The organism is Pseudoalteromonas sp. B131b, assembly GCF_037162545.1.
GTDB classification, from domain to species: Bacteria; Pseudomonadota; Gammaproteobacteria; order Enterobacterales; family Alteromonadaceae; genus Pseudoalteromonas; species Pseudoalteromonas fuliginea.
In genome coordinates, this window is sequence record NZ_JARLUZ010000001.1 from 2,971,974 (window position 1) to 2,992,519 (window position 20,546).

General features: G+C 39.6%; 18 protein-coding genes and 2 pseudogenes. 9 read left to right on the forward strand and 11 right to left on the reverse strand.

Features of this window, described 5'->3' with window-relative positions; genetic code table 11:
* Positions 1 to 115: 115 nt before the first annotated feature.
* Positions 116 to 817 (forward strand): metal-dependent hydrolase, encoded by a 702-nt coding sequence (locus tag P4S65_RS13720; protein WP_337120385.1) that lies wholly within the window; start codon positions 116 to 118, stop codon positions 815 to 817.
* 308 nt (positions 818 to 1,125) lie between these two features.
* Entirely contained in the window at positions 1,126 to 1,728 is a 603-nt protein-coding gene (locus P4S65_RS13725; RefSeq protein WP_337120386.1) for a thiamine biosynthesis protein ThiC, read from the forward strand.
* Between the two features lie 194 nt (positions 1,729 to 1,922).
* On the opposite strand, the gene P4S65_RS13730 is transcribed toward P4S65_RS13725, so the two are convergent.
* The 4 genes from P4S65_RS13730 to P4S65_RS13745 form a co-directional block, all read right to left on the reverse strand.
* Entirely contained in the window at positions 1,923 to 2,525 is a 603-nt protein-coding gene (locus P4S65_RS13730) for a hypothetical protein (protein WP_200220296.1), read from the reverse strand.
* Between the two features lie 145 nt (positions 2,526 to 2,670).
* On the reverse strand, positions 2,671 to 4,443 hold the full coding sequence (locus P4S65_RS13735; RefSeq protein WP_337120387.1) for a hypothetical protein: 1,773 nt from the start codon (positions 4,441 to 4,443) through the stop codon (positions 2,671 to 2,673).
* Between the two features lie 296 nt (positions 4,444 to 4,739).
* Positions 4,740 to 5,339, reverse strand: a complete 600-nt coding sequence (locus tag P4S65_RS13740) for an excalibur calcium-binding domain-containing protein (RefSeq protein ID WP_337120388.1) — start codon at positions 5,337 to 5,339, stop codon at positions 4,740 to 4,742.
* A gap of 155 nt (positions 5,340 to 5,494) precedes the next feature.
* A complete protein-coding gene (locus P4S65_RS13745) occupies positions 5,495 to 5,998 on the reverse strand; it encodes a DUF421 domain-containing protein (protein WP_337120389.1) in 504 nt (167 codons plus the stop codon).
* 185 nt (positions 5,999 to 6,183) lie between these two features.
* On the opposite strand from P4S65_RS13745, the gene gloA reads away from it, so the two are divergent.
* Positions 6,184 to 6,711, forward strand: a complete 528-nt coding sequence (gene gloA / locus P4S65_RS13750; RefSeq protein ID WP_008133768.1) for a lactoylglutathione lyase — start codon at positions 6,184 to 6,186, stop codon at positions 6,709 to 6,711.
* 66 nt (positions 6,712 to 6,777) lie between these two features.
* On the opposite strand, the gene htpX is transcribed toward gloA, so the two are convergent.
* The 6 genes and pseudogenes from htpX to bioB form a co-directional block, all read right to left on the reverse strand.
* Positions 6,778 to 7,641, reverse strand: a complete 864-nt coding sequence (htpX, locus tag P4S65_RS13755; protein WP_337120390.1) for a protease HtpX — start codon at positions 7,639 to 7,641, stop codon at positions 6,778 to 6,780.
* Between the two features lie 212 nt (positions 7,642 to 7,853).
* Entirely contained in the window at positions 7,854 to 9,425 is a 1,572-nt protein-coding gene (locus tag P4S65_RS13760) for an FAD-dependent oxidoreductase (RefSeq protein ID WP_337120391.1), read from the reverse strand.
* 121 nt (positions 9,426 to 9,546) lie between these two features.
* Positions 9,547 to 10,229: pseudogene (gene bioD / locus P4S65_RS13765) on the reverse strand (dethiobiotin synthase).
* 28 nt (positions 10,230 to 10,257) lie between these two features.
* Entirely contained in the window at positions 10,258 to 11,133 is an 876-nt protein-coding gene (locus P4S65_RS13770) for a methyltransferase domain-containing protein (protein ID WP_337120392.1), read from the reverse strand.
* The gene (locus tag P4S65_RS13775; RefSeq protein ID WP_337120393.1) at positions 11,130 to 12,281 is read right to left on the reverse strand and encodes an aminotransferase class I/II-fold pyridoxal phosphate-dependent enzyme; all 1,152 of its coding nucleotides are present in this window, start codon (positions 12,279 to 12,281) and stop codon (positions 11,130 to 11,132) included. The genes P4S65_RS13770 and P4S65_RS13775 overlap by 4 nt, the downstream gene beginning before the upstream one ends.
* Before the next feature lie 12 nt (positions 12,282 to 12,293).
* Complete coding sequence (gene bioB, locus P4S65_RS13780) at positions 12,294 to 13,334, reverse strand: biotin synthase BioB (protein ID WP_188160754.1); 1,041 nt, start codon at positions 13,332 to 13,334, stop codon at positions 12,294 to 12,296.
* A gap of 93 nt (positions 13,335 to 13,427) precedes the next feature.
* On the opposite strand from bioB, the gene bioA reads away from it, so the two are divergent.
* The 6 genes and pseudogenes from bioA (at position 13,428) to P4S65_RS13810 (ending at position 19,936) form a co-directional block, all read left to right on the forward strand.
* Entirely contained in the window at positions 13,428 to 14,729 is a 1,302-nt protein-coding gene (bioA, locus tag P4S65_RS13785; RefSeq protein ID WP_337120394.1) for an adenosylmethionine--8-amino-7-oxononanoate transaminase, read from the forward strand.
* A 159-nt stretch (positions 14,730 to 14,888) separates the two neighbouring features.
* The gene (locus P4S65_RS13790; protein ID WP_154903076.1) at positions 14,889 to 15,701 is read left to right on the forward strand and encodes a hypothetical protein; all 813 of its coding nucleotides are present in this window, start codon (positions 14,889 to 14,891) and stop codon (positions 15,699 to 15,701) included.
* Positions 15,702 to 16,741, forward strand: a pseudogene (locus P4S65_RS13795) (extracellular solute-binding protein).
* Positions 16,741 to 18,240 (forward strand): ABC transporter permease, encoded by a 1,500-nt coding sequence (locus P4S65_RS13800; protein ID WP_002961234.1) that lies wholly within the window; start codon positions 16,741 to 16,743, stop codon positions 18,238 to 18,240. The pseudogene P4S65_RS13795 and the gene P4S65_RS13800 overlap by 1 nt, the downstream one beginning before the upstream one ends.
* A 14-nt stretch (positions 18,241 to 18,254) precedes the next feature.
* Entirely contained in the window at positions 18,255 to 19,271 is a 1,017-nt protein-coding gene (locus tag P4S65_RS13805; protein ID WP_337120395.1) for an ABC transporter ATP-binding protein, read from the forward strand.
* Between the two features lie 35 nt (positions 19,272 to 19,306).
* Positions 19,307 to 19,936: a Vat family streptogramin A O-acetyltransferase gene (locus P4S65_RS13810; RefSeq protein ID WP_337120396.1), complete on the forward strand. Its 630-nt coding sequence runs from the start codon at positions 19,307 to 19,309 to the stop codon at positions 19,934 to 19,936.
* 4 nt (positions 19,937 to 19,940) lie between these two features.
* Here P4S65_RS13810 and P4S65_RS13815 read toward each other — a convergent pair whose 3' ends face one another.
* Positions 19,941 to 20,375 carry an ATP-binding protein gene (locus P4S65_RS13815; RefSeq protein WP_337120397.1) on the reverse strand — a complete coding sequence of 145 codons (435 nt, stop codon included), beginning with the start codon at positions 20,373 to 20,375 and terminating at the stop codon, positions 19,941 to 19,943.
* Between the last annotated feature and the right edge of the window lie 171 nt (positions 20,376 to 20,546).

The following is a 20,546-nucleotide window of genomic DNA, read 5'->3' on the forward strand; positions in this document are numbered from 1 at the left end:
AAGCAGCAACTAATCAAAGTGATAAAACATATTTAAAGACCAATCTATAAAGAATAGTGAACAATAAACTTTTCAATTGTTAGAATGCCCACCTATTTTATTATCAAGAGATACAATGGCAAATTTCAATACTCATCTTAATACTGCCGTAATCATCACAGGCTTATGCTCTGCCACCTTATTATCTGCAGGCCATATTGATTTAAAGGGCGCACTCTGGTTATGGTTTTTAGGCTCAATTGGCGGCTTATTACCCGACATAGATTCAGATAACTCCACGTCACTCGATACTATTTTTAACTTATTTGCACTCAGCGCTGTATTACTGGTACTGCATTACATAACCACCAAGCTCATTATTGAAATTAGCTTTGTTGAGTTAATCGTAGTGCCCTTATTGGTTTACGGATTTATGAAATACATTATTAGACCCATTTTTGAATGGATCACAGTACACAGAGGTAGTTGCCACTCTTTACTATTTATACTGTTATGCGCGCTATTAACAACTCAAGTAACATGGAAACTAAATGACCAATCAACTACACAAGCAGCCGTCTTTGCTTGGTTAACAGGTGGGTTTATTTTACTCGGCGGATTAATTCACTTATTGCTGGATGAAATTTACAGTGTCGATTTAAGTAATGTCACCATTAAACGCTCTTTTGGCACCGCTTTAAAAATAGCTGACTTCGATAATAAACTAATTACGCTAGCTTCAATTATTGCCATTGCAGGTTTAATCTATGTTGCCCCTCCCACCGAAAAAACTATTACAGCGTTAAGTGACTGGTCTCAATTTACGTTTTTATCATAACGTTTTAAGTAATAAGCCGTTTAATCACATACTCAAAATGTGTGCCCTCTTGATAATTAAGATAGTTAAATGTTGATTTACTAAGAGGGCATGAGGCACTGCGCTTTTAGACCACACATTGCTTGAATTAAAACGATTTTGCCAATTAAATTTAGATTCAAAAAGTCATAGCTTTAGGCTATTTTTTATTAATTAATACTTTTATAGGTTTACGTGAAATAATTAACTCGTTTTACCTGTCTTTTACCCAAGTATGAGAGCTATTACAGCTTTTAAAAGCATTAAATATAAAATTATAAGAGGTCCAAATGGAATTTACGAATAAACGCACCATCCTAATTACAGCATCTTTATTGTTGGTGTTAGCGATATCACAGGCTATTTTTTCTGCCCTTTACAGTGCTCAAATTAGCTTTTCAAGACAGTTTGCTTGGGGACTAGAAGCACTCGTTTTTACTTTACTTGTTGCCTTTTCGGGTTCTGCCATGGTGCAAGCAAAAAACGCTCAACTGGGATGGTCAGCTATCGCGTTTAGCGCAGTACTTAACATAGTTCAGGTAAGCATTGGCCTAACTTTGTTTTCAACATTTGGAAAAGTTGCGGGTACCGTAGAAGGCGCACAACCTTTAATTGGTGGCGTGGTTTCTTTGTCATTCATGATTTACTACGCAGCAAAAGTATTATTGGGATTAGCAGCGCTTGTTTTTGGACTATCTTTTATCGCTAAAGGTGGCAAAGCCATTGGCGGACTTACAGCCTTAGCTGGCGGAGTTGCAATGTTAGCCAATGGTATTTTAATAACCTTTGGCCGTGATGGATTCCTTCCATCAGGTGTTGCTGGCGCTTCGGGCATGATTGCAACGTTACTTTTGGCAATCTGTTTAATAAGCCTTTACCGTAAACAAGACTAAGGCTTAATAACTTATTAGTAAGGTAGTTACTTAAATAAGTTATAAACATCGGCGTGTATTAGAGTGCTAATTCGCCGATGTTTTACGTTTAGGGTTATAACAATTAAAGTACCAGCCACCTAACCAGTACCATTGCAACATAAACACCAAACTCAGCTTAAACTGAAAATGCCTAGCATATAGAATCTGTCTTTTTACATTAGCAGTGCATCAAGAACAATAATTCCACAGACGCTTTCAAGAATACATTCGTTTTCTTCAATCAATGACTTTTGAATGAACTCACGGTAATCCTCTTTGGTTTCTAGAACAATACCACTCCAATCAATACGAAACTCGAAGTTATCTGGAATACGCCACTCACGCTCATGCGTCCAGTCAATAAGACTGTCTGTATTGGATAGATCAAATTTAACCAACCTATATAATTCATTATCAGATAAGTATTGCTCACCATCTTCAACTTTGTCATAGATGACTGGCTTACAACCATTTTGGAATAAATAATATTTTGAGAATATCAAGCCACAGCCAGAATAACGTTTTCTAGTTGCACCCGTTTGTCTTAGCTCTTTCTCAAACTTTAGATTTTGTGCAATAGAAAATAAAGGGGCATCCTGAAAGCACACTGCTCTTCTAGTGCCTCGAATAAAGCCGCTATCTGTCGTGCTACCAATAATGGTTCGCTCACGAAGAATTTTAAGTAGTACATCTACTGGAGTAAACTCTTGCCCATCAACAGTTGCACCACGAGTCAAGTGGACTAGAGAGGATGAAAGATCTTGTCGATCACTCATTCTAGATTTCCATTTACCGAAATTATAAGTCAATCTTTTCTCCGTAAAATTAACGCCTCAATCAGTAGCAAAAAATAGTTGTTCATAATTAGCAACGCAGGAGGAAAACTAAAAGTTTTTGTCCTGCTGAATCAACCTGGCATGTCTATTTTTTACACAATATATGAGCTTGTACTCCAAAATCTTTGCATGAACTTATAAACGTATTTATAAGCCAAATTAACTGCACATAGTGAGGTTTACATTTTTGACCCAAAGCCAATTTGTTTAATTCTCCAGCCAATTTAGTCTTACTCAAAAAAGGTGTTGCAAGTACAATTTTCTTTATAGAGTTAGGGTTTTGATTTACTGCGTCTAAAGCCACTTCTAAATCTTGCCAATTAGCGGCACCAGTGACCCTACTAATATTGGTTTTTTCATAATTTTTATGCCACTCATTATCATATTTATTCTTAAATAGTTGCTTTTCAGCTTGAGTTCGGCCAATGTTTTTTAATGCTTGAGCAACAACGTCATGAAAAGCACTAGCGCCATATGTATCTTTCTTAGTAAATTTAGAATGGATAAAAGATATAGACGGAATATCGCTATTGCTATCTATAGCAATATGATCAGACCATTCGTCATTCATGTCATCACAGATAACGATATTATGAGGAACACAATATTGATCTTCTACTTTCCTAAATAGAGACTTATCTGGAAACCTAGTTAAATTGGCTGGATGCGGCTTCTCTTTTTCGCTTGCTATACCAGTAAAGTTATAACTATCATCAAAAATATTAAGTATAGACTGAATGTTATTAACTAAGTGTTTATCTTCAAAACATGACTTTGAATAATATGAATAATTTGGTGAGTCGAACACAGCAGAAAACGGCTTTTCCTTGTTTATATAGCTACCAATAGTATAGGTTTCCGCACCATTTTCAGTAACAAGAATCTTGTCAAGATTAGTATTTCTGATTGTAATTAAATTTTTGGAGTATGAAACTTTACCCGGTAGAGTAATCCACTTTACTTTCAATAAGCTGCCATCAATTAAAATAGGTGACTTAAGTCGATTAAAAAGTTTGTTAATTTCTCTCTGATTTAATTGGCTACCATCAGCCTTGCTTAAAACAGCGTTGCCATTAGAAAGCTTAGTTTCAATCTCACTCAAATCGATGAGAATAGCAACGACTTGATGGCCTAAGTCTACAATGTCCTTCAAACATATCGGGGATGCAAAATTACGAAGAAATTCACTTTCATTGTTAGTTATTTTAATTTCATTTTTAATTTCAATAACCCAATCAATTAAGCCATCAAATGATGACTTTTTATCCCTATGGCTCACTCTAGAAGTGCTAGGTGTTAAAGTGTATGAGTCTTCACCGACTTTCATTCTAAAATTGCTTGGGATTGATCGGCTAGATGAATTTGATGAAAGTATTCCATTTAAGCTTTTTGCTTCTAATGAGCGAGATCTTATTACAGCATTAGAAATACTCATATTTTTCATGGTAACTCTTTCGTATTCAGGATTTTTTTTACCGTGAAAATGACAGAACTTTTCATAATCATACTCACCTATAAAAGAAGAAAAATGTTTTTCTGGTGAATCCACATACTTCTTAAGAATAGCTAAGGCATCACCACATTCAATTAATAGCAGATAAGCATACTTTTGTTCTTTAACCGTAGTACCAAATAAAAATGAAGGTTCAGCTTCAATCTTATATGAAACAATGGAGTAGATAACTTTGTTACCAGTGGCTGTTGTATATTTTTTTCTTACAAGATAACTATTTTTAAGATAGTTACCTACACGATCTTTAGATATTTCTTTGAATGTATCTTCGATAGATTTTACAGTCAGTGCTTTATTGAGCTCATAAAACTGTACATTCTTACTTAGACTTAAATCATCAATCATTTTACAAAATCCTTTTATGAACGACTAAACTTAAAAAATAACACTAACAGCTTCTTGAACCCAATTTAGGTGGTTTATAACACCCTAAACGGCGTGTATTACGTTGTTCAATATTCACATTAAATAACTCATTTGATAACAACTAACTACAAGAGTTATTCAATGACCTTTGTTATTTAACCCCAGAACGACTTTTAAGAATGTTATGGGACAAAAATTACATGGCTGTATTTATACACAGCCATTAATTAATTCTTTTTTATTCACCCAAACCTTTAACTAAACGATTTATATAATTACCATTCATTTTTAAACCGTGAATCACTCTCGCAAGGTTTTCCATCCCCATCACCATCCATTTTTGTATTCGGGCAATTATTTATAAAAAATACCGCCTCTTCGCGTGAGCGCATTTCAGTACAATACTGCCTGCCATCACACGTAAAATTTTGCGTGCTTTTTGGAATAACGACTTTTGGGTATGTTTCATCAAAGGTGGCTAAATCGTCATTAGTAATAACAGGTGTTTGGCTGCTTGAGTGAGTGTTGTATTTATTAATCGCATAAAAACAAAGTGCAGCAATAAGCGCAATTGAGGCGACTTTACCTAAAAAGCTACTGGCAAAATTAGATTTGGCAATGCGATGCGGCTGTTGATTGTGTTTTTGGTAAGGTGCTTTAAGCTCTGCAACGCCTTCTATGCGGCAGTTAACTGCTTTGGTTTTACCATCGGGCTGTGTTGCCACTTCAAAGTAAATGGTGTCGCCAACTTTTGGCTTGCGGCTCATGTGTTTGAGCGCTGATATGTGTATAAACGTGTCGTGTTCTAGGGTGTCTGATTTAATAAAACCAAAACCTTTGTCGGTTTTCCACGACTTTAACAATCCTTTGTTCATTTATCCACCTGTTCTGCTTAAGCTGCAATTTACGCAAATTCCATTTAGTTAACACTTGTTATTATACGTTCCAGAATTAAAACCATGCAACAAGTAATATTATTTACAGTTATTTTAAACCTTCAAATTATTGGTATTTGTCACCGATTAAATAGCTAAAAAACATCACTTAACGCAGTTTTAGAGCCACTGTTACTGTGAGCCATTACACTAAAACTGCCGTCTGTTTCGAGCACGACTGCGGCTACATCTTCAATGGCTAATATGCCTGCACCACGAATAGCAGCGCGAATTTCTGATTTAGTTACCCGCTGCGATTTAAGTGCAGCAGCGCAGTATTCACCATCACTCATTAAAAACGTGGGCTCTGCTTTTATAAGCGCTGCAAATTTTGACGAGCGCACACTAAGCCACGTAATAATATATTGCAGCCCTATTAATACGACAAAGGCAAGTATGCCCTCAGCTAACGGAACACTTTTTGAAATAATAACAGACGCCAATATAGAGCCCAGCGCAATGGTGACTATAAAATCGAACACGTTCCACTTTGAAAGCGTACGTTTACCCGATATACGTAGCCAAAACACCAGTGCAATATAACCCAGTACACCTATTGTAAGTACACGTAATAACCCCTGAATATCATCGTAAAACATAGTGGCTCCTTGTATTTAAAATTACTTATAGCGTTTAGTTAAACCGTACACGCATACAAATTAAAGCTATATGAATAAAAGGGTAAGTAATGAGTTAAAGCAGTTTAAATTTAACTTATGGTTGATTATGATAGCTTAAGCATTATATCTCTATTTTCGCTTCTTAATTTATACAAAGGATTACCATGTCTAGCTATAACGAATCTCCAGAGCAAATTGAACAAGCCACTAAAGGCTATGTGATGCAGCAAACTATGTTGCGTATTAAAGATCCCAAACCGTCGCTCGAATTTTATCAAAATGTATTAGGTATGAAGCTGTTAGGTAAGTATGACTTTCCTGAAATGAAGTTTACATTGTACTTTTTAGGCTACGAGCCAGAGCAGCCAGAAGGTGATGATAAAACCAAAGCTAAATGGGTATTTGGTCGCCCTGCACTCATTGAGCTTACCCATAACTGGGGCACAGAAAACGACGACAGCTTTGAGGGATACCACAGCGGTAACCAAGAACCTAAAGGCTTTGGTCACATTGGTATTAGTGTACCCGATGTATACGCAGCCAGTGAACGCTTTGCAAAGTACGATGTAGAATTTGTGAAAAAGCCAGACGATGGCTCAATGAAGGGCTTAGCATTTATAAAAGACCCTGACGGTTACTGGATAGAAATACTCTCACCAGAAGGCATTACCGATATTATTTTTGGTAAATAACCAGCTTACTACACACTAAAAAGCCAGCTATTACGCTGGCTTTTGTGTTTGTAAATAAGAGTTACCTTATTTACGTAGTGCGTCTATTCGCGCATCAAGCGGTGGGTGCGATGAAAACAGCTCAGCAACACCTTTGCCACTTGCAATACCAAAGGCCATCATTGAGCCTTCTAATTGCGAAGGATGGTTTTGCTTTAATCGCTCAAGGGCTGAACGCATTTTATCAGCACCAACTAGTTTTGCTGCGCCGCTGTCGGCTGCAAATTCTCGTTTACGGCTGTAACTTGCAACCACTATGCTTGCTAGTACACCAAATAGTACTTGGAATAACATATCGAATAAGAAGTATGTCCAGCTACTGCCGCCCTCTTCATCATCGCCACTTAAAAAGTTGTCAACTATGCCTGCCAGTACTTTTGCGGCAAATATTACAAAGGTGTTTACCACGCCTTGTATTAGCGTAAGCGTTACCATGTCGCCGTTAGCCACGTGCGATACTTCGTGGGCAAGTACGGCTTCGGCCTGATCTTTGGTCATGTTGTGCATTAAGCCTGTGCTTACTGCCACTAACGAGTTGTTTTTACTTGGGCCCGTTGCAAACGCGTTCATTTCTGGGCTGTCGTAAATAGCCACTTCTGGCATTTTAATGCCTGCTTTTTGTGCTTGGGCAGATACCGTTTGTACAAGCCAATGTTCGGTTTCGTTTCGAGGCTGCGTAATTACATGCGCGCCTGTTGATTTTTTAGCGATCCATTTCGACATAAATAACGAAATAAACGATCCACCAAAACCAAATACGGTGGCTATAAGTAAAATTCCGCCAAGGCTACGATGGCTTAAGCCCAGCGCACTCATTATTATTGAAAGCACTACACCTAATACCAACATAACCGCTAGGTTAGTTAATAAAAACAAAAATATACGTTTCATATTGTCCTCACAAAAATAGGTTTGATCACCGAACATAAAATTAAATTAGGTTAAAGCAATCACTGCGTTATGACACACTATGTCATAACGTTAGCGCTATTTTGTGACAAACTATGTCATAACACAAGTGTTATTTATGTGTTTATTGATAATTTTTTTAAGAAGCGTTTTACAGCAAATTTAAGACTAAAGTTTCTTTATAAGTCAGCTTATTACAAGCTGTTATTAAGCTCTGCCATATCAATTGGAAAACCACGCTCGTGTGCCAACATGCGTGCAACTTCGTCAATTTTGTCACCGCTATTATGTTTAAGATACGACCATTGGTGTGTACTACGGTGATAATTTACAGCAGGATCGCTGCTTATTATTCCTAATTTTATAAACTCACCCACTATTTGATCTGCCGCTATTAACGTTGACGATGCTTTAACATTTTCGGCCCGTGCATAATTAATATGCGAATATAAACTTACATCGGCTACGCGCAAGGTGTCGTCATCCCCTGGGATTTGTTGCCCGCCAAACAAGGCATTATTTTGTGTATTAGCAGTTTTAAATGCAGGTACAAACTCGGCTACATAATCAATTGCTGTTTGGGTGCGTGTTTGCAATGCTGCTTCATCCCAGCCATCTTTAATATAATGCAGGTATTTATTGGGGAGTTTAGGTTGTGCGCTCATTGGCGTTGCATCAGCTAAGCCATCATTAAACAATGTAATGTTGTTAGTCATACCATGTATTTGAAAATACCCGTTAGGGTAAGGGGTTAACTGCGCCATACCTTCTGGCGTACCACGGTTACCATAAATAATAATTTCGGGTATTTGCCCACCAGCACCTTGCCAATGAGTAATGTAAGAGGCTTTAAATTCAACGATACGTTTTACATCTACACCAACCAGGTCGTCAATAATACCGGTTTGAAAACCACACGCATTAATTAGGTAATCTACCTCAATGGTTTGTGTATCGGTTTGAGTATCAGGTTGTTCATCAAGGCTTGGCTCTGATTGGTATTCAATGCGCCACTTAAGTGTTTGCTTATCATTATTGGTATTTATAACTTCTGATACATTTTTAACACTGGTGCTTGTTAAAACATGAGCGTGTTTGTACTGTGCAAGGGCGAGCTGTGCACTGGCCGATAAGCGAAATATATTCCAACCATATTCTTGTGCAACAATTAGTGGAAACTTTAGCTTATCTAAATCTAAATGCTTAGCCACGGGTATCATCCACTCATCTAATGACGTGGGCTTGGCTACTTGTTTTTGCTTAGCAAGTTTTAGCATTTGCTCGCGGCTATATAACTGATAATAATGCTCTGGCTCACCTAACACTTTGTTGGCGCTGTCTTGCTCAACAAGCTCGCTATAGGCTTGTGTTAATTTATTTAAACGCGGAAATAAATCCTCGGGTGCGTCGTCATCACGTTTAGGCACTGCAAATACTGTGGGGCGAACATCGATGGTATGAGGATAAAGGCGCGCAATATCTATACATTGCTTGAGTAAATCTATGCAGTCGTCGTCGGGTATTTCGCGATATAAGTTGCCACCTGAATGCAAATGGCACATTGGCGGGCCATCAATTAACGACTTTTTCTTTTCAAATACGTAAGTTTCTAACCCTAACGCAGCAAGCCTGATAGCTATAGTCGCACCCGCTGTTCCCCCACCTATTATGCCTACGCGTTTTTTAGGTAAACCATTGTTTAGCGTTTTTGGCTCTGCACTTACGTGCGAATTTGGGGCGTAGCTTTCAATAAATGGGGGCGTCATATAGTCGTTATGTCCTTAGTAACATTGTCTTTAAGCAAGCTATGTATTTATAAACGTTTATATGTGTACTAAGGCTGACTATTTCAAGATTTACCTAAAAAAGTAACTTTTTTAAAACCACTTAAGTGTTAATAGATAACGCACTAAGCAAGCTTTTGTATATTTGTAACTTAGGAGTTTGCTCGCTGTATGGGCTTATAGCAAGTATTGGAAACGGTAAACGTGCTTTAAGTGAATCAAGGTTTGCTTGGTATTCGTCCATGTTTTTATCAACTTGGTTTGCAATCCAGCCAACGCAGTTTATACCCATACTTTGCATATGCGCAGCGGTTAGTAACGCATGATTTAAGCAACCTAGTTTCATACCAACAACGAGTATTACCGGCAGTTGCTCTGCTTTAACCCAGTCGTATAAATAATCGTTTTTATTAATTGGTAATGCCCAACCACCAGCACCTTCGGTAAGTATGTAATTAGCGCCCTGTTGTTTTACGTTTTTATAAGCATCACTAAGTTTATCAATAGTAATACTAACTCCAACTTGCTCAGCGGCTATGTGCGGCGCAATAGGGGTGCAAACGCAAACGGATTTACTACGTCGTATTTAGCGCTCACTGTTGCACTTTCCATTAGTATGAGAGCATCGGCGTTTACTAGTTGATCGAACGCCATTTCGCAGCCAGCAGCTAGAGGCTTAAAACCAATGGCTTGTTTTTTGTGTTGGGCAAGTAACTTTAATAGCAAACTGGTAACGTGGGTTTTTCCGGCATCGGTGTCGGTGCCTGTTATAAAAAATTCTTTCATGCGTTGCCTTTAATGTCTTTGGACTTATTTAGTGTTTTTCTAATGATAACAGCACCACATGATATGACACACATGCTTTGTTATTTATAAGCGGATACGCACTGCATACTTGTTTAAGAGCCGATTTGGTAAGTAACCCTTGGCGCGTATTGGTATGATTTTGCGTAGTAGCGCCAATAGCCTTAATTGAAGCAATAGCTTTTAAAGGTGTTGTGTATTCATCGGTGTAAATACGTTTTTTAGCACTATTAATAGTAAACCCTGCATTTTGGACTGATTGGTTTATATGCAGTTCACTATTAAAGGTATTTATGTGGCTGTTAGAATCAAGCGCAGCAAAGGCTGTTTTTATTTCGTTAAGTGAGCCCTCTACCACAGTGCTTATGTACGCCCGCCCGCCTGGTTTTAATATGTTGTAAAGTGATTGCATTAAAGCCGAAAAATTAGCAGACCACTGCACTGCAAAGTTACTGTAAATAACATCAACACTGTTTGCTTGTAGCGGTAAGTTATCCATATCGGCGCATATTTTGGGTGTGGTTAAATCACTACTTTGCAGCATGTTTAAGCTCAAATCCATGGCAATAACGCTTGCAAACATACTTTGTAAGCGTTGTGTATTAACAAGCGGGCCTGCGCCTAAATCAACACAAAGCTTATTTTTATTAAAGCCTGGTTTTATGAGTGAAAATAGATCGCTCGCAGCATGTTTTTGTACATTTGCATGGGTGTTATAACTCGCCGCCGCTTTTGAAAACTTACTTTGTGTAGACTTTTTAAGCTCCTTGTTTAGCTCTCGATTTGGCTCCTTATTTAATTCTTTATTTAACTCGCTACTCACTAGGCACGGTTTTACAAGTTGTGTTTGCACTAGGTCTGTTTTTAATACTGGCTGAGCAGTCATGCTATTGCACCTACTAAGTGTTTAACTAGGTGCGTTATATCTTGCTCGGTATGTGCGGCGGTTAAAGTAATGCGTAAACGTGAGGTGTTATGTGCAACCGTTGGCGGTCTAATTGCAGTGAGCCAAATACCCTGTTGTTTTAGTTTATCTGCCGCTTGCAACGTTTGCTCAGCGCAGCCTAATACAATGGGTTGTATGGCTGTGCTTGATTTCATTACAGCAATATTATGGGTTTTAGCGAGTTGCTTAAATAACGCAATATTGGCATTTAGCTTATCGCGTTTATCATCAGCTGTTTTTATGCTTTTAATACGCGCAAGACTGTGGCTTGCCATAAGCGGCGACATAGCAGTTGAATACGTGTAATCGCGATTAAATTGCAGCATATAATCAATAAACTGTTTACTGCCTAATACACACGCGCCACTACTAGCTACTGCTTTACCAAAGGTAATGACTAATATATCTGGCAGCGTTTGAGTAATAAACGCTTCGCAACTGCCCAAACCGGTTTTGCCTAATGCACCAAAGCCGTGTGCGTCGTCAATCATTAGCCATGCGTTGTGCTGTTTTGCAAGTGCGAGTAATTCTTTGAGAGGCGCGCTATCGCCATCCATCGAAAACACGCCTTCGCTTATAATAAGCTTGTTTTGCGCTTTTGATTTTTCGAGCCGTGAACGTAAATGGTTCATGTCGTTGTGATTAAAACGTACTAAAGCCGCGTTAGAATGCAAAGCACCGTCAATCAAGCTTGCATGATTTAACTTATCTTGAAAAATAGCGCTGTTTTGCGCAGCGGCTTTATCTTGAAACAACGCTTTAATTACGCTGCTATTAGCGCTAAACCCTGAGTTAAATAGCATTCCTGCGCCATAACCAAATTGCTCGCATAAGTATTGCTCAAGCGATTTTTGCTGCGCCTGATAACCGGTAACCAATGCTGAGCTGTGACTGCCTAATGCGTTGGAGTCATTAAGGTTAACAGCCTCATCTGCAAAACCTAAGTAGTCGTTACTGGCAAAGTTAAGGTAGGTTTTGTTATTAATCGTTATGGTGCGCGCTGTAGCGTGTTGTACTACATGGCGTTTACGAAGCAGTGCATCTTGCTGGCGAGCCTGCAGATGCGTTTTTATAAAATCAAAAGGCATAGATATAAAAGCCTACGCTTCGTAAAACAATTCAGAGGTTGCTTTGTCGGCTACTTGCGATGAAAGCGAGGCTTCAACTGCTTCGTCAGAATAGTCGTGACGTTTTTCTGGATTCATACCTAATTTTTTAATTAGGTTCATATCGGCATCAGCGTCTGGGTTTTCGGTGGTAAGAAGTTTGTCGCCATAAAATATTGAGTTAGCGCCTGCAAAAAAGCACATTGACTGCATTTGCTCGTTCATGGCGTTGCGTCCTGCCGATAAACGTACATAACTGTGTGGCATCATAATACGCGCTGTTGCTATGGTACGTATAAATTCAAAATGATCTAAATCGTCTGCGTTTTCAAGCGGTGTGCCTTTAACTTTAACTAACATATTAATAGGCACGCTTTCTGGCTGTTGTGGTAAATTAGCTAGTTGCATAAGTAGTCCAAAGCGGTCGCTTGCTTGCTCGCCCATACCAACTATTCCGCCCGAGCATACTTTCATACCGGCATCGCGTACATGGTCAATGGTATTTAATCTATCTTGAAAAGTACGGGTTGATATAATTTGCTCGTAATACTCAGGTGACGTATCAAGGTTGTGATTGTAGTAATCAAGCCCTGCGTCTCTAAGCTCATGGGCTTTTTCGTTTGTGAGTTTACCTAGCGTCATACAGGTTTCTAACCCTAGCTCTTTTACTTCTTTAACCATTTGCGAAATGTATGGCATGTCTCTGTCTTTTGGATCTGACCATGCAGCGCCCATACAAAAACGCGTCGCGCCTTTTTGTTTTGCAAGGCGTGCTTGCTCTACTACTTTTTCTACTTCTATTAAGCGTTCGCGTTCTAAATCTGTTCGGTAATGGCCCGACTGCGGGCAGTACTTACAATCTTCTGGGCAAGCGCCTGTTTTAATTGATAACAACGTAGAAATTTGCACTTCATTTGGGTTGAAGTTAGCACGGTGAACCGATGCGGCTTTAAACAGTAAATCGTTAAATGGCATTTCAAATAATGCTTTAACTTCAGCGTGGGTCCAATCGTGACGAACAGGTGCAAGTTCCATAATACTCTCTTATTTTTTCTCAGCGGTGATATTGGCTTAGTCTACGAGTTGAAGTACCATTGTCAACGAAGCCCACCAAGTTAAAGTTTACATATGATTAAAAAGAATACGATTGACCTTGATTTTGATCGTGAGCACATTTGGCACCCATATACATCGATGACTAAGCCAATTCCGGTATACCCTGTTACACATGCTAATCACAATATTATTCACCTCGAAACTGGCGAGCAATTAATCGATGGCATGGCCTCGTGGTGGAGCGCAATACATGGCTATAACAACCCTGTTATAAATAACGCCATGATTGAGCAAATTAATAATATGAGCCACATTATGTTTGGCGGTATTACGCATAACAGCGCGGTAGAGCTGTGCAAAAAAATAGTAAATATAACGCCGCCTAGTTTAACTAAAGTGTTTTTAGCCGACAGCGGATCGGTAAGTGTTGAAGTAGCAATAAAAATGGCGCTGCAATATTGGTTAAGCCAAGGCATTACAACAAAACAAAAATTAATGACGCCTTACAAGGGCTACCATGGCGACACCTTTGCAGCCATGAGCGTATGCGACCCCGTTAACTCAATGCATAGTTTATATTCAGGCTTTTTACCTGAACACGTTTTTGTGCCTGCACCGGTTAGTCAATTTGGGTTCGAGTTTAACCAAACTGAAGCCCAAGAGCTTGAAGAAGACTTTAAAGCAAACCACATCCAAGTAGCCGCCTTTATCATTGAGCCTATTGTACAAAACGCAGGTGGTATGAACTTTTATCACCCTGATTATTTAGCCTGCGTGCGTAAATTGTGCACCCAATATAACGTACTGCTAATTTGCGACGAAATTGCCACAGGCTTTGGCCGTACAGGTAAATTATTTGCTGTAGAGCACGCCAATATAGAACCCGATATAATGTGTATTGGTAAAGCATTAACCGGCGGTTCAATGACGCTCTCGGCCACTATCACTAGCGATAAAATAGCCATTGGCATAAGCGAAGGTGAAGCCGGTGTTTTAATGCACGGCCCTACGTTTATGGGTAATCCGCTTGCCTGTGCAGCGGCCTGCGCAAGTATTGATTTATTACTTGAACAAAACTGGCAACAACGAATAAAGCAAATAAACACACAGCTACAACAACTTAATAAATGCAGTGAACTAGATGCGGTTGCCAATGTGCGTACCTTAGGAGCAATAGGTGTTGTTGAACTGAACGAGGCTGCGGGCAATGTTGATGTTGCTAAAATTCAGGCTTATTTTGTAGTGCAAGGTGTATGGATACGCCCATTCGGTAAACTAATTTACCTTATGCCACCGTATATAAGTGACGACACAAGTATAAAAACATTGTGTGATGCCATTTACAATGCCATTAAAGGCAAGCATTACGCTTAATAGCTGGTAGTGAATACTGGTTATAGCGCTATTTGCTGTAACCTACCGCTACATTTAGTGTTTTTATCTATTAAGCGAGTTTGTAGTTATTGATCTCGTTAACCATTAGCTATATGATAATGTCTATCATTTACAATTACCTTTTTGGACTTCTTTGCTATGAAATTACTATTTAAACCAGCCAAAACTTTAGGTGCAAGCCTTTTACTAGCCTCGGCGTTTATGGCTCAACCAGTATTAGCTAACGGCCCTATTGGCGAGCATGTTAATCATCTTCAAGCTAACCTTAAAAGTTACGCAGAAGAAGTAGAATGGATGGTAGGCAAAGTTGATACCATGGTAAGCGACTACGATACTAAAGGCGCAAAATCTGTAAAAACTGATGATTTAATTGAATATTGGGAATCAGTTAAGTTTCACAGCGCAATAGAAACTAACTTTGTACCAGTATACGCTTCTATTTGGCAGGGTCTTTATGGCGTAAAAATGGCCATTGATAATAAAGAGCCTGCTGAGGAAGTTCGTAAACAGCAAAAAGCGATGAACATAGCCTTGTGGCAAGGCCTTGGGGCTGTTAAGCTTGCTGCAAAATTCCAGCAAAAAGGCTTGTTAGACACAGTAAAAGCAACCGCTACAACTCAAATGACACAAAGTGCAACAATTGATGAAATTAAGCACAAATTAGACCGTGTAGTAGCTAAATTTGCTGAGCGTTTACGAGACGAAGCAACTGAAATTGTTCACGATACTTATCTGCACCTGTTTGAAGGCGTTGAAGGAACTCTTATTGAACAAGATGCAAAACTAGTTGAAGTGCTGGAAAAAGACTTTAACGTAACACTGCCACAAGCCATTACAAACAGCAAAAGCGTAGACGAAGTACGCGATGTGATCAGTGATATGCAAACAAAATTAGACCGCGCTAAGGTTTTAATAGAAAAAGCCGAAAAAGCACGTAAGGATGTATTTTAAGTGAAGCGTAGGACCTTTATTCAAGGCCTAGCCGCGTTAGGGGTGGTTGGCTCATTGCCACTGCCTCTTTCTCGTGCGCTAGCCGCTGATATAGCAAACCCTGTTTCTGTTGACGATTTACCAAAGCTTAAAGGCGAGTTAACGCTTTATTTAGGCCGAGGCGAAGGTGGTTTGTATGAAAACGTATTACAAGCAATCCAGAAAAAAATCCAGACTTTAAACTCGGTATACGCCGAGGTCCTACTGCTGCTTTAGCAAATACCATTGTTGCAGAAGCTAAAGCTGGCGTTCGCCGCGCTGATTTATTTTGGGCGGTTGATTCAGGCGCAATTGGTTTAGTAACCGATGCAGGCCTTGCACAACCTATCCCTGGTGATTTATCTGCTCAGTTACAACCACAATTTAGATATAAAGAGTGGGCACCAGTAACTGGCCGTATTCGTACATTGCCATATAACACGTCGCGTTTAACCAAAGAGCAAATTCCAACAAGTATTATGGAAATTGCCGACAGCGATTTAAGTATTGGCTGGGCGCCCGCCTACGCTTCTTTTCAATCGTTTGTAACCGCAATGCGAATTTTAGAAGGCGACGACAAAACCGCTAAGTGGCTTAAAAAGATTCAAAAACGTGCTAAAACATACGCCGGCGAGCTAGGTGTTGTTATGGGCGTTGAGCGCGGTGAAGTTGATATTGGTTTTGCAAATCACTATTACACTTTGCGTTTAAAATCAGGTAAGCCTGATGCCAAGCTAGATTTAGCATTTACACAAAATGATGCGGGCTGTTTAGTTAATGCATCGGGTGTATTAGCGCTTAACGACGATCCGCTTGCTACTAACTTTATGCGTTACTTACTAAGTAAAGAAGTACAAGGTTACTTAGCCAGTGAAGCGTACGAAATTCCGTTAGTAAATGGTATTACCCAACCAGAGGGTTTACCGTCACTTGCTAATATTTCCCCACCTAAAGTAGATTTAACACAGCTAGCTGATTTACGCCCTACTATAGATTTGATGCGAAGCAGCGGCGTATTGTAATGAAAATACCTGCCTCTTATCCAATGGCGCTGCTTGCAGCGCTTGTTGCGCTAACCCCTGTTTATGTATTAATTGTGCTTGCAAGCGATGCAAGCTCAGTGTTTGACACCCACAATCTGCAAATTTTAGGTAACACGTTATCGTTAATGGGTTTAACGGTACTCGGATCTATTTTAATTGGAGTGCCACTGGCGTTTATTAGCGCGTATGTGCATTTACCATTTAAAAAGCTCTGGCTGGTTGTATTTGCAGCCCCGCTGGCAATTCCCAGTTATATTGGCGCATTTACACTCTATGCTGCTTTTGGCCCCGGTGGCGAAATAAATACCTTAACAGGAATAGAAACACCATCAATGTATGGCCTAACAGGTGCCGCCATTGTAATGACGCTGTATACCTTCCCGTTTGTAATGATGACAACTCGCTCATCTTTACTGAGCCTTGACGCGAGCATGGTTAATGCCGCGCGTACGCTGGGCATGTCGATGACGCAAAGTATATTTAAAGTAATACTACCGCGCGTAGTTAACGGTATTGCAGCAGGCTCTTTGTTAGTCGCCCTTTATACGTTATCAGACTTTGGTACGCCCGCAATGATGCGCTTAGATACGTTTACCCGCGTAATTTACGTTGAATACAACGCTTTTGCGTTAGGACGCGCTGCAATGCTTTCACTTCAACTGATGGTTATTGTCGGTTTTTTACTTTTAGTTGAATCACAAATAAAAACAGCGCCTGAGCGCCATGGTCGCCCGTTAATTTTATTTCCAAGTAAATTACAGTTAAGTGCCATGTTTGTTACGTTTGCACCTGTTTTACTACTCGCTATTGGCTTGCCTTTGGCTATATTTTCGCTTTGGTTAGCTCGCGATGGTTTTAGCTCATTTGATTTTAATATTGCATGGAACTCTACGTATGCATCAGGTATTGCGGCAATTGTAGCTGTTATCGTTGCGATCCCCGTTGCACATGCTGCACTGAGTGGAAAAGCGGGTCGTATAATGGAGCGTGTTACTTACTTTGGTTTTGGTATTCCAGGCATAGTAATGGGAACAGCGCTTGTTTACGGTGGTTTGCAGTTACCGTTTTTATATCAAACACTGGGATTGCTTATTATTGCTTATATGCTGCGATTTTTACCACTTGCTGTAGGCTCTGTTAGAACAAGCACTGAACACTTAGATCCAAGCTTAGTAAAGTCTGCGCGCGTATTAGGGGCAAGCCCACGAGAAGTATTTACTCGCATAACACTACCTTTAACTATGCGCGGTATTATTGCCGGTGCAGCACTGGTGTTTTTAGAGTCAATGCGCGAACTAGAAGCTACTCTACTACTTGGCCCAACAGGGTTTGAAACACTCTCTACTTATTTATGGCGTGTATACGAAGCGGGCTATTTTGGTCGCGCCGCTATTCCTGGATTATTGTTAGTAGTGATATCTGCCTGCGGCTTAGCTATTATGATGTCTGGCGAAAAACGCAACCAGTTTGAACATTAAGGATTTAAAAAATAATGCTATCTGTAAGTCAGTTGTCTATAGATTATGGCAGTAACCGCGTAGTAAGCGATTTAAACTTTTCCCTGGGTGAAAACGAAATCCTTATGCTTGTAGGGCCAACAGGTTGTGGTAAAAGTACAATTTTACAAGCCCTTGCTGGCCTTATACCTATTAGCGAAGGCGAAATAAACACGGGTAAATGGCGCGCTACACCCAAATTAACACTACCTCCTGAAAAACGCAGTGTAGGTATGGTATTTCAAGATTTTGCGTTATTTCCGCACTTAACCGTACAGCAAAACATTTGCTTTAGATTAAAAGATACAGCTCCTGCTGAGTATTGGATAAATCTACTTGGGTTGAGCGATTTTAGAGACAAAAAACCAGCAACGCTTTCTGGCGGACAAAAGCAGCGCGTTGCACTTGCGCGCACCCTTGCCCACCAACCTGACTTTGTATTACTTGATGAGCCGCTTTCAAACTTAGATGCCGCCCTTAAAGACATGCTTCGTTGGGATATTAGAAACGCACTTAAAGCCGCTGGAGTACCCGCTATTTGGGTAACACATGACCAAGAAGAAGCACTCTCAGTTGGCGATCGCGTTGGTGTGCTTAAAGGCGGCAAAATTCAGCAAATTGATACACCAGAGCGCTGCTTTAGCACGCCAAACAATCGCTTTGTGGCACGCTTTTTAGGTGAAGCCAGCTTTATTAGCGGCCAATTTAGCCAAGGGCAAGCCACTACCTCAATTGGTAACGCGCCCGCTCATGGCGTTGACTGTGAAAGTGGCGACGTGGATGTACTACTTCGACCAGACGATGTGTTACTTGTTCAAAGCAGTATTGGCAATAACGGCGAAGTAATTTGGGTACGTTTTGAAGGTGGCAGCCGCTTGTGCGCTGTAAAACTTGCGTGTTCTACGGTTGTAACTAGCAGAGTAAGCCATGAAGTTGTGGTAAACCCTGGCGATGAAGTGCATGTATCACTAAGCACATCGCACCCACTAGCCGTTTATAAATCTATAGATTAATATCTATACCTAACTCAAAATTAAGAGGAAACCTCATGAACGGACCAAACCCCAATAATCCTTCACCAATGGAAGGTTTTCCTCAAGTAGGTTTTTTAAAAAACTATATTACTTCTACCAATATTGAAGTAGGCGATTATACATATTATGACGATCCTGATGGTCCTGAGAATTTTGAAAAAAATGTGCTTTACCATTTCGATTTTATTGGGGATCGTCTGATCATAGGTAAGTTTTGTGCGATAGCTAAAGACGTTACTTTTATAATGAATGGCGCTAACCATCAAACTTCTGGATTTTCTACTTATCCATTTTTTATATTTGGTAATGGCTGGGAAAAATTTGCACCAAAATCAAATGATTTACCCTTTAAAGGCAATACAGAAATTGGTCATGATGTTTGGATTGGTTATAACGCTACAATTATGCCCGGGGTAAAAATTGGCAGCGGCGCTATTATTGCCAGTAAATCAGTTGTTACCTGCGATGTACCTGCTTATAGCGTTGTAGGTGGAAATCCCGCTAAAGTGATAAAAACCAGATTTGACGATAAAACAATAAATACGCTGCTAGATATAGCTTGGTGGGATTGGAGCAATGAAAAAATCACTGCTCATTTAGATGCCATTACACAATGCGATATAAAAGCCTTATCTAATCTCTAAGTGATTACCACTCAAACATGTACGCCATTTTGCTAATCGTTTTAAGTGGGATGTGATGGGAGTTGCGTTTAGCGTATAAATGCTGCATTGATTTGTCTTTCACTTCACCCACTATCACTTCTTTTACTTGATAACCTAAAGCGATAGCCGCTTGCGAATACGCTACAAATTCCCACTTTTTAATATTAGTGTTATCTACAATTACCAAAGGCGTGCCTTGGGAAAGTGCATTTATAAAACGCGCTAAATTTAAATTGTGAAATTGCGGTAATTTAAACTTGTCAAAATAATACTCGCCTTGCTCATTAATAAAGTAATCATCTGTTGAGCAAATTAGGTACTGGCTTTCGTCAGCGCCGCCTAATTCGTCGGCAAGGTTTTGCGCGTAATAAGACTTACCACTTCCAGGTAGTCCACGTAATATAAAAACTTGTTTCATAGCATCGATTTTTTAAAGGTGAATAAAAATAAATTTAATTAGTTTGTTAATAATGCCACAAAATCACTAAATTTGAGAGTAACAAATAACATTAGAAGTAATAAACCCTCTAAAACTGCTTAAAAATAAACCGCATGCATAAAAACTTTTAAAGAGTTGCCCACAATAGTT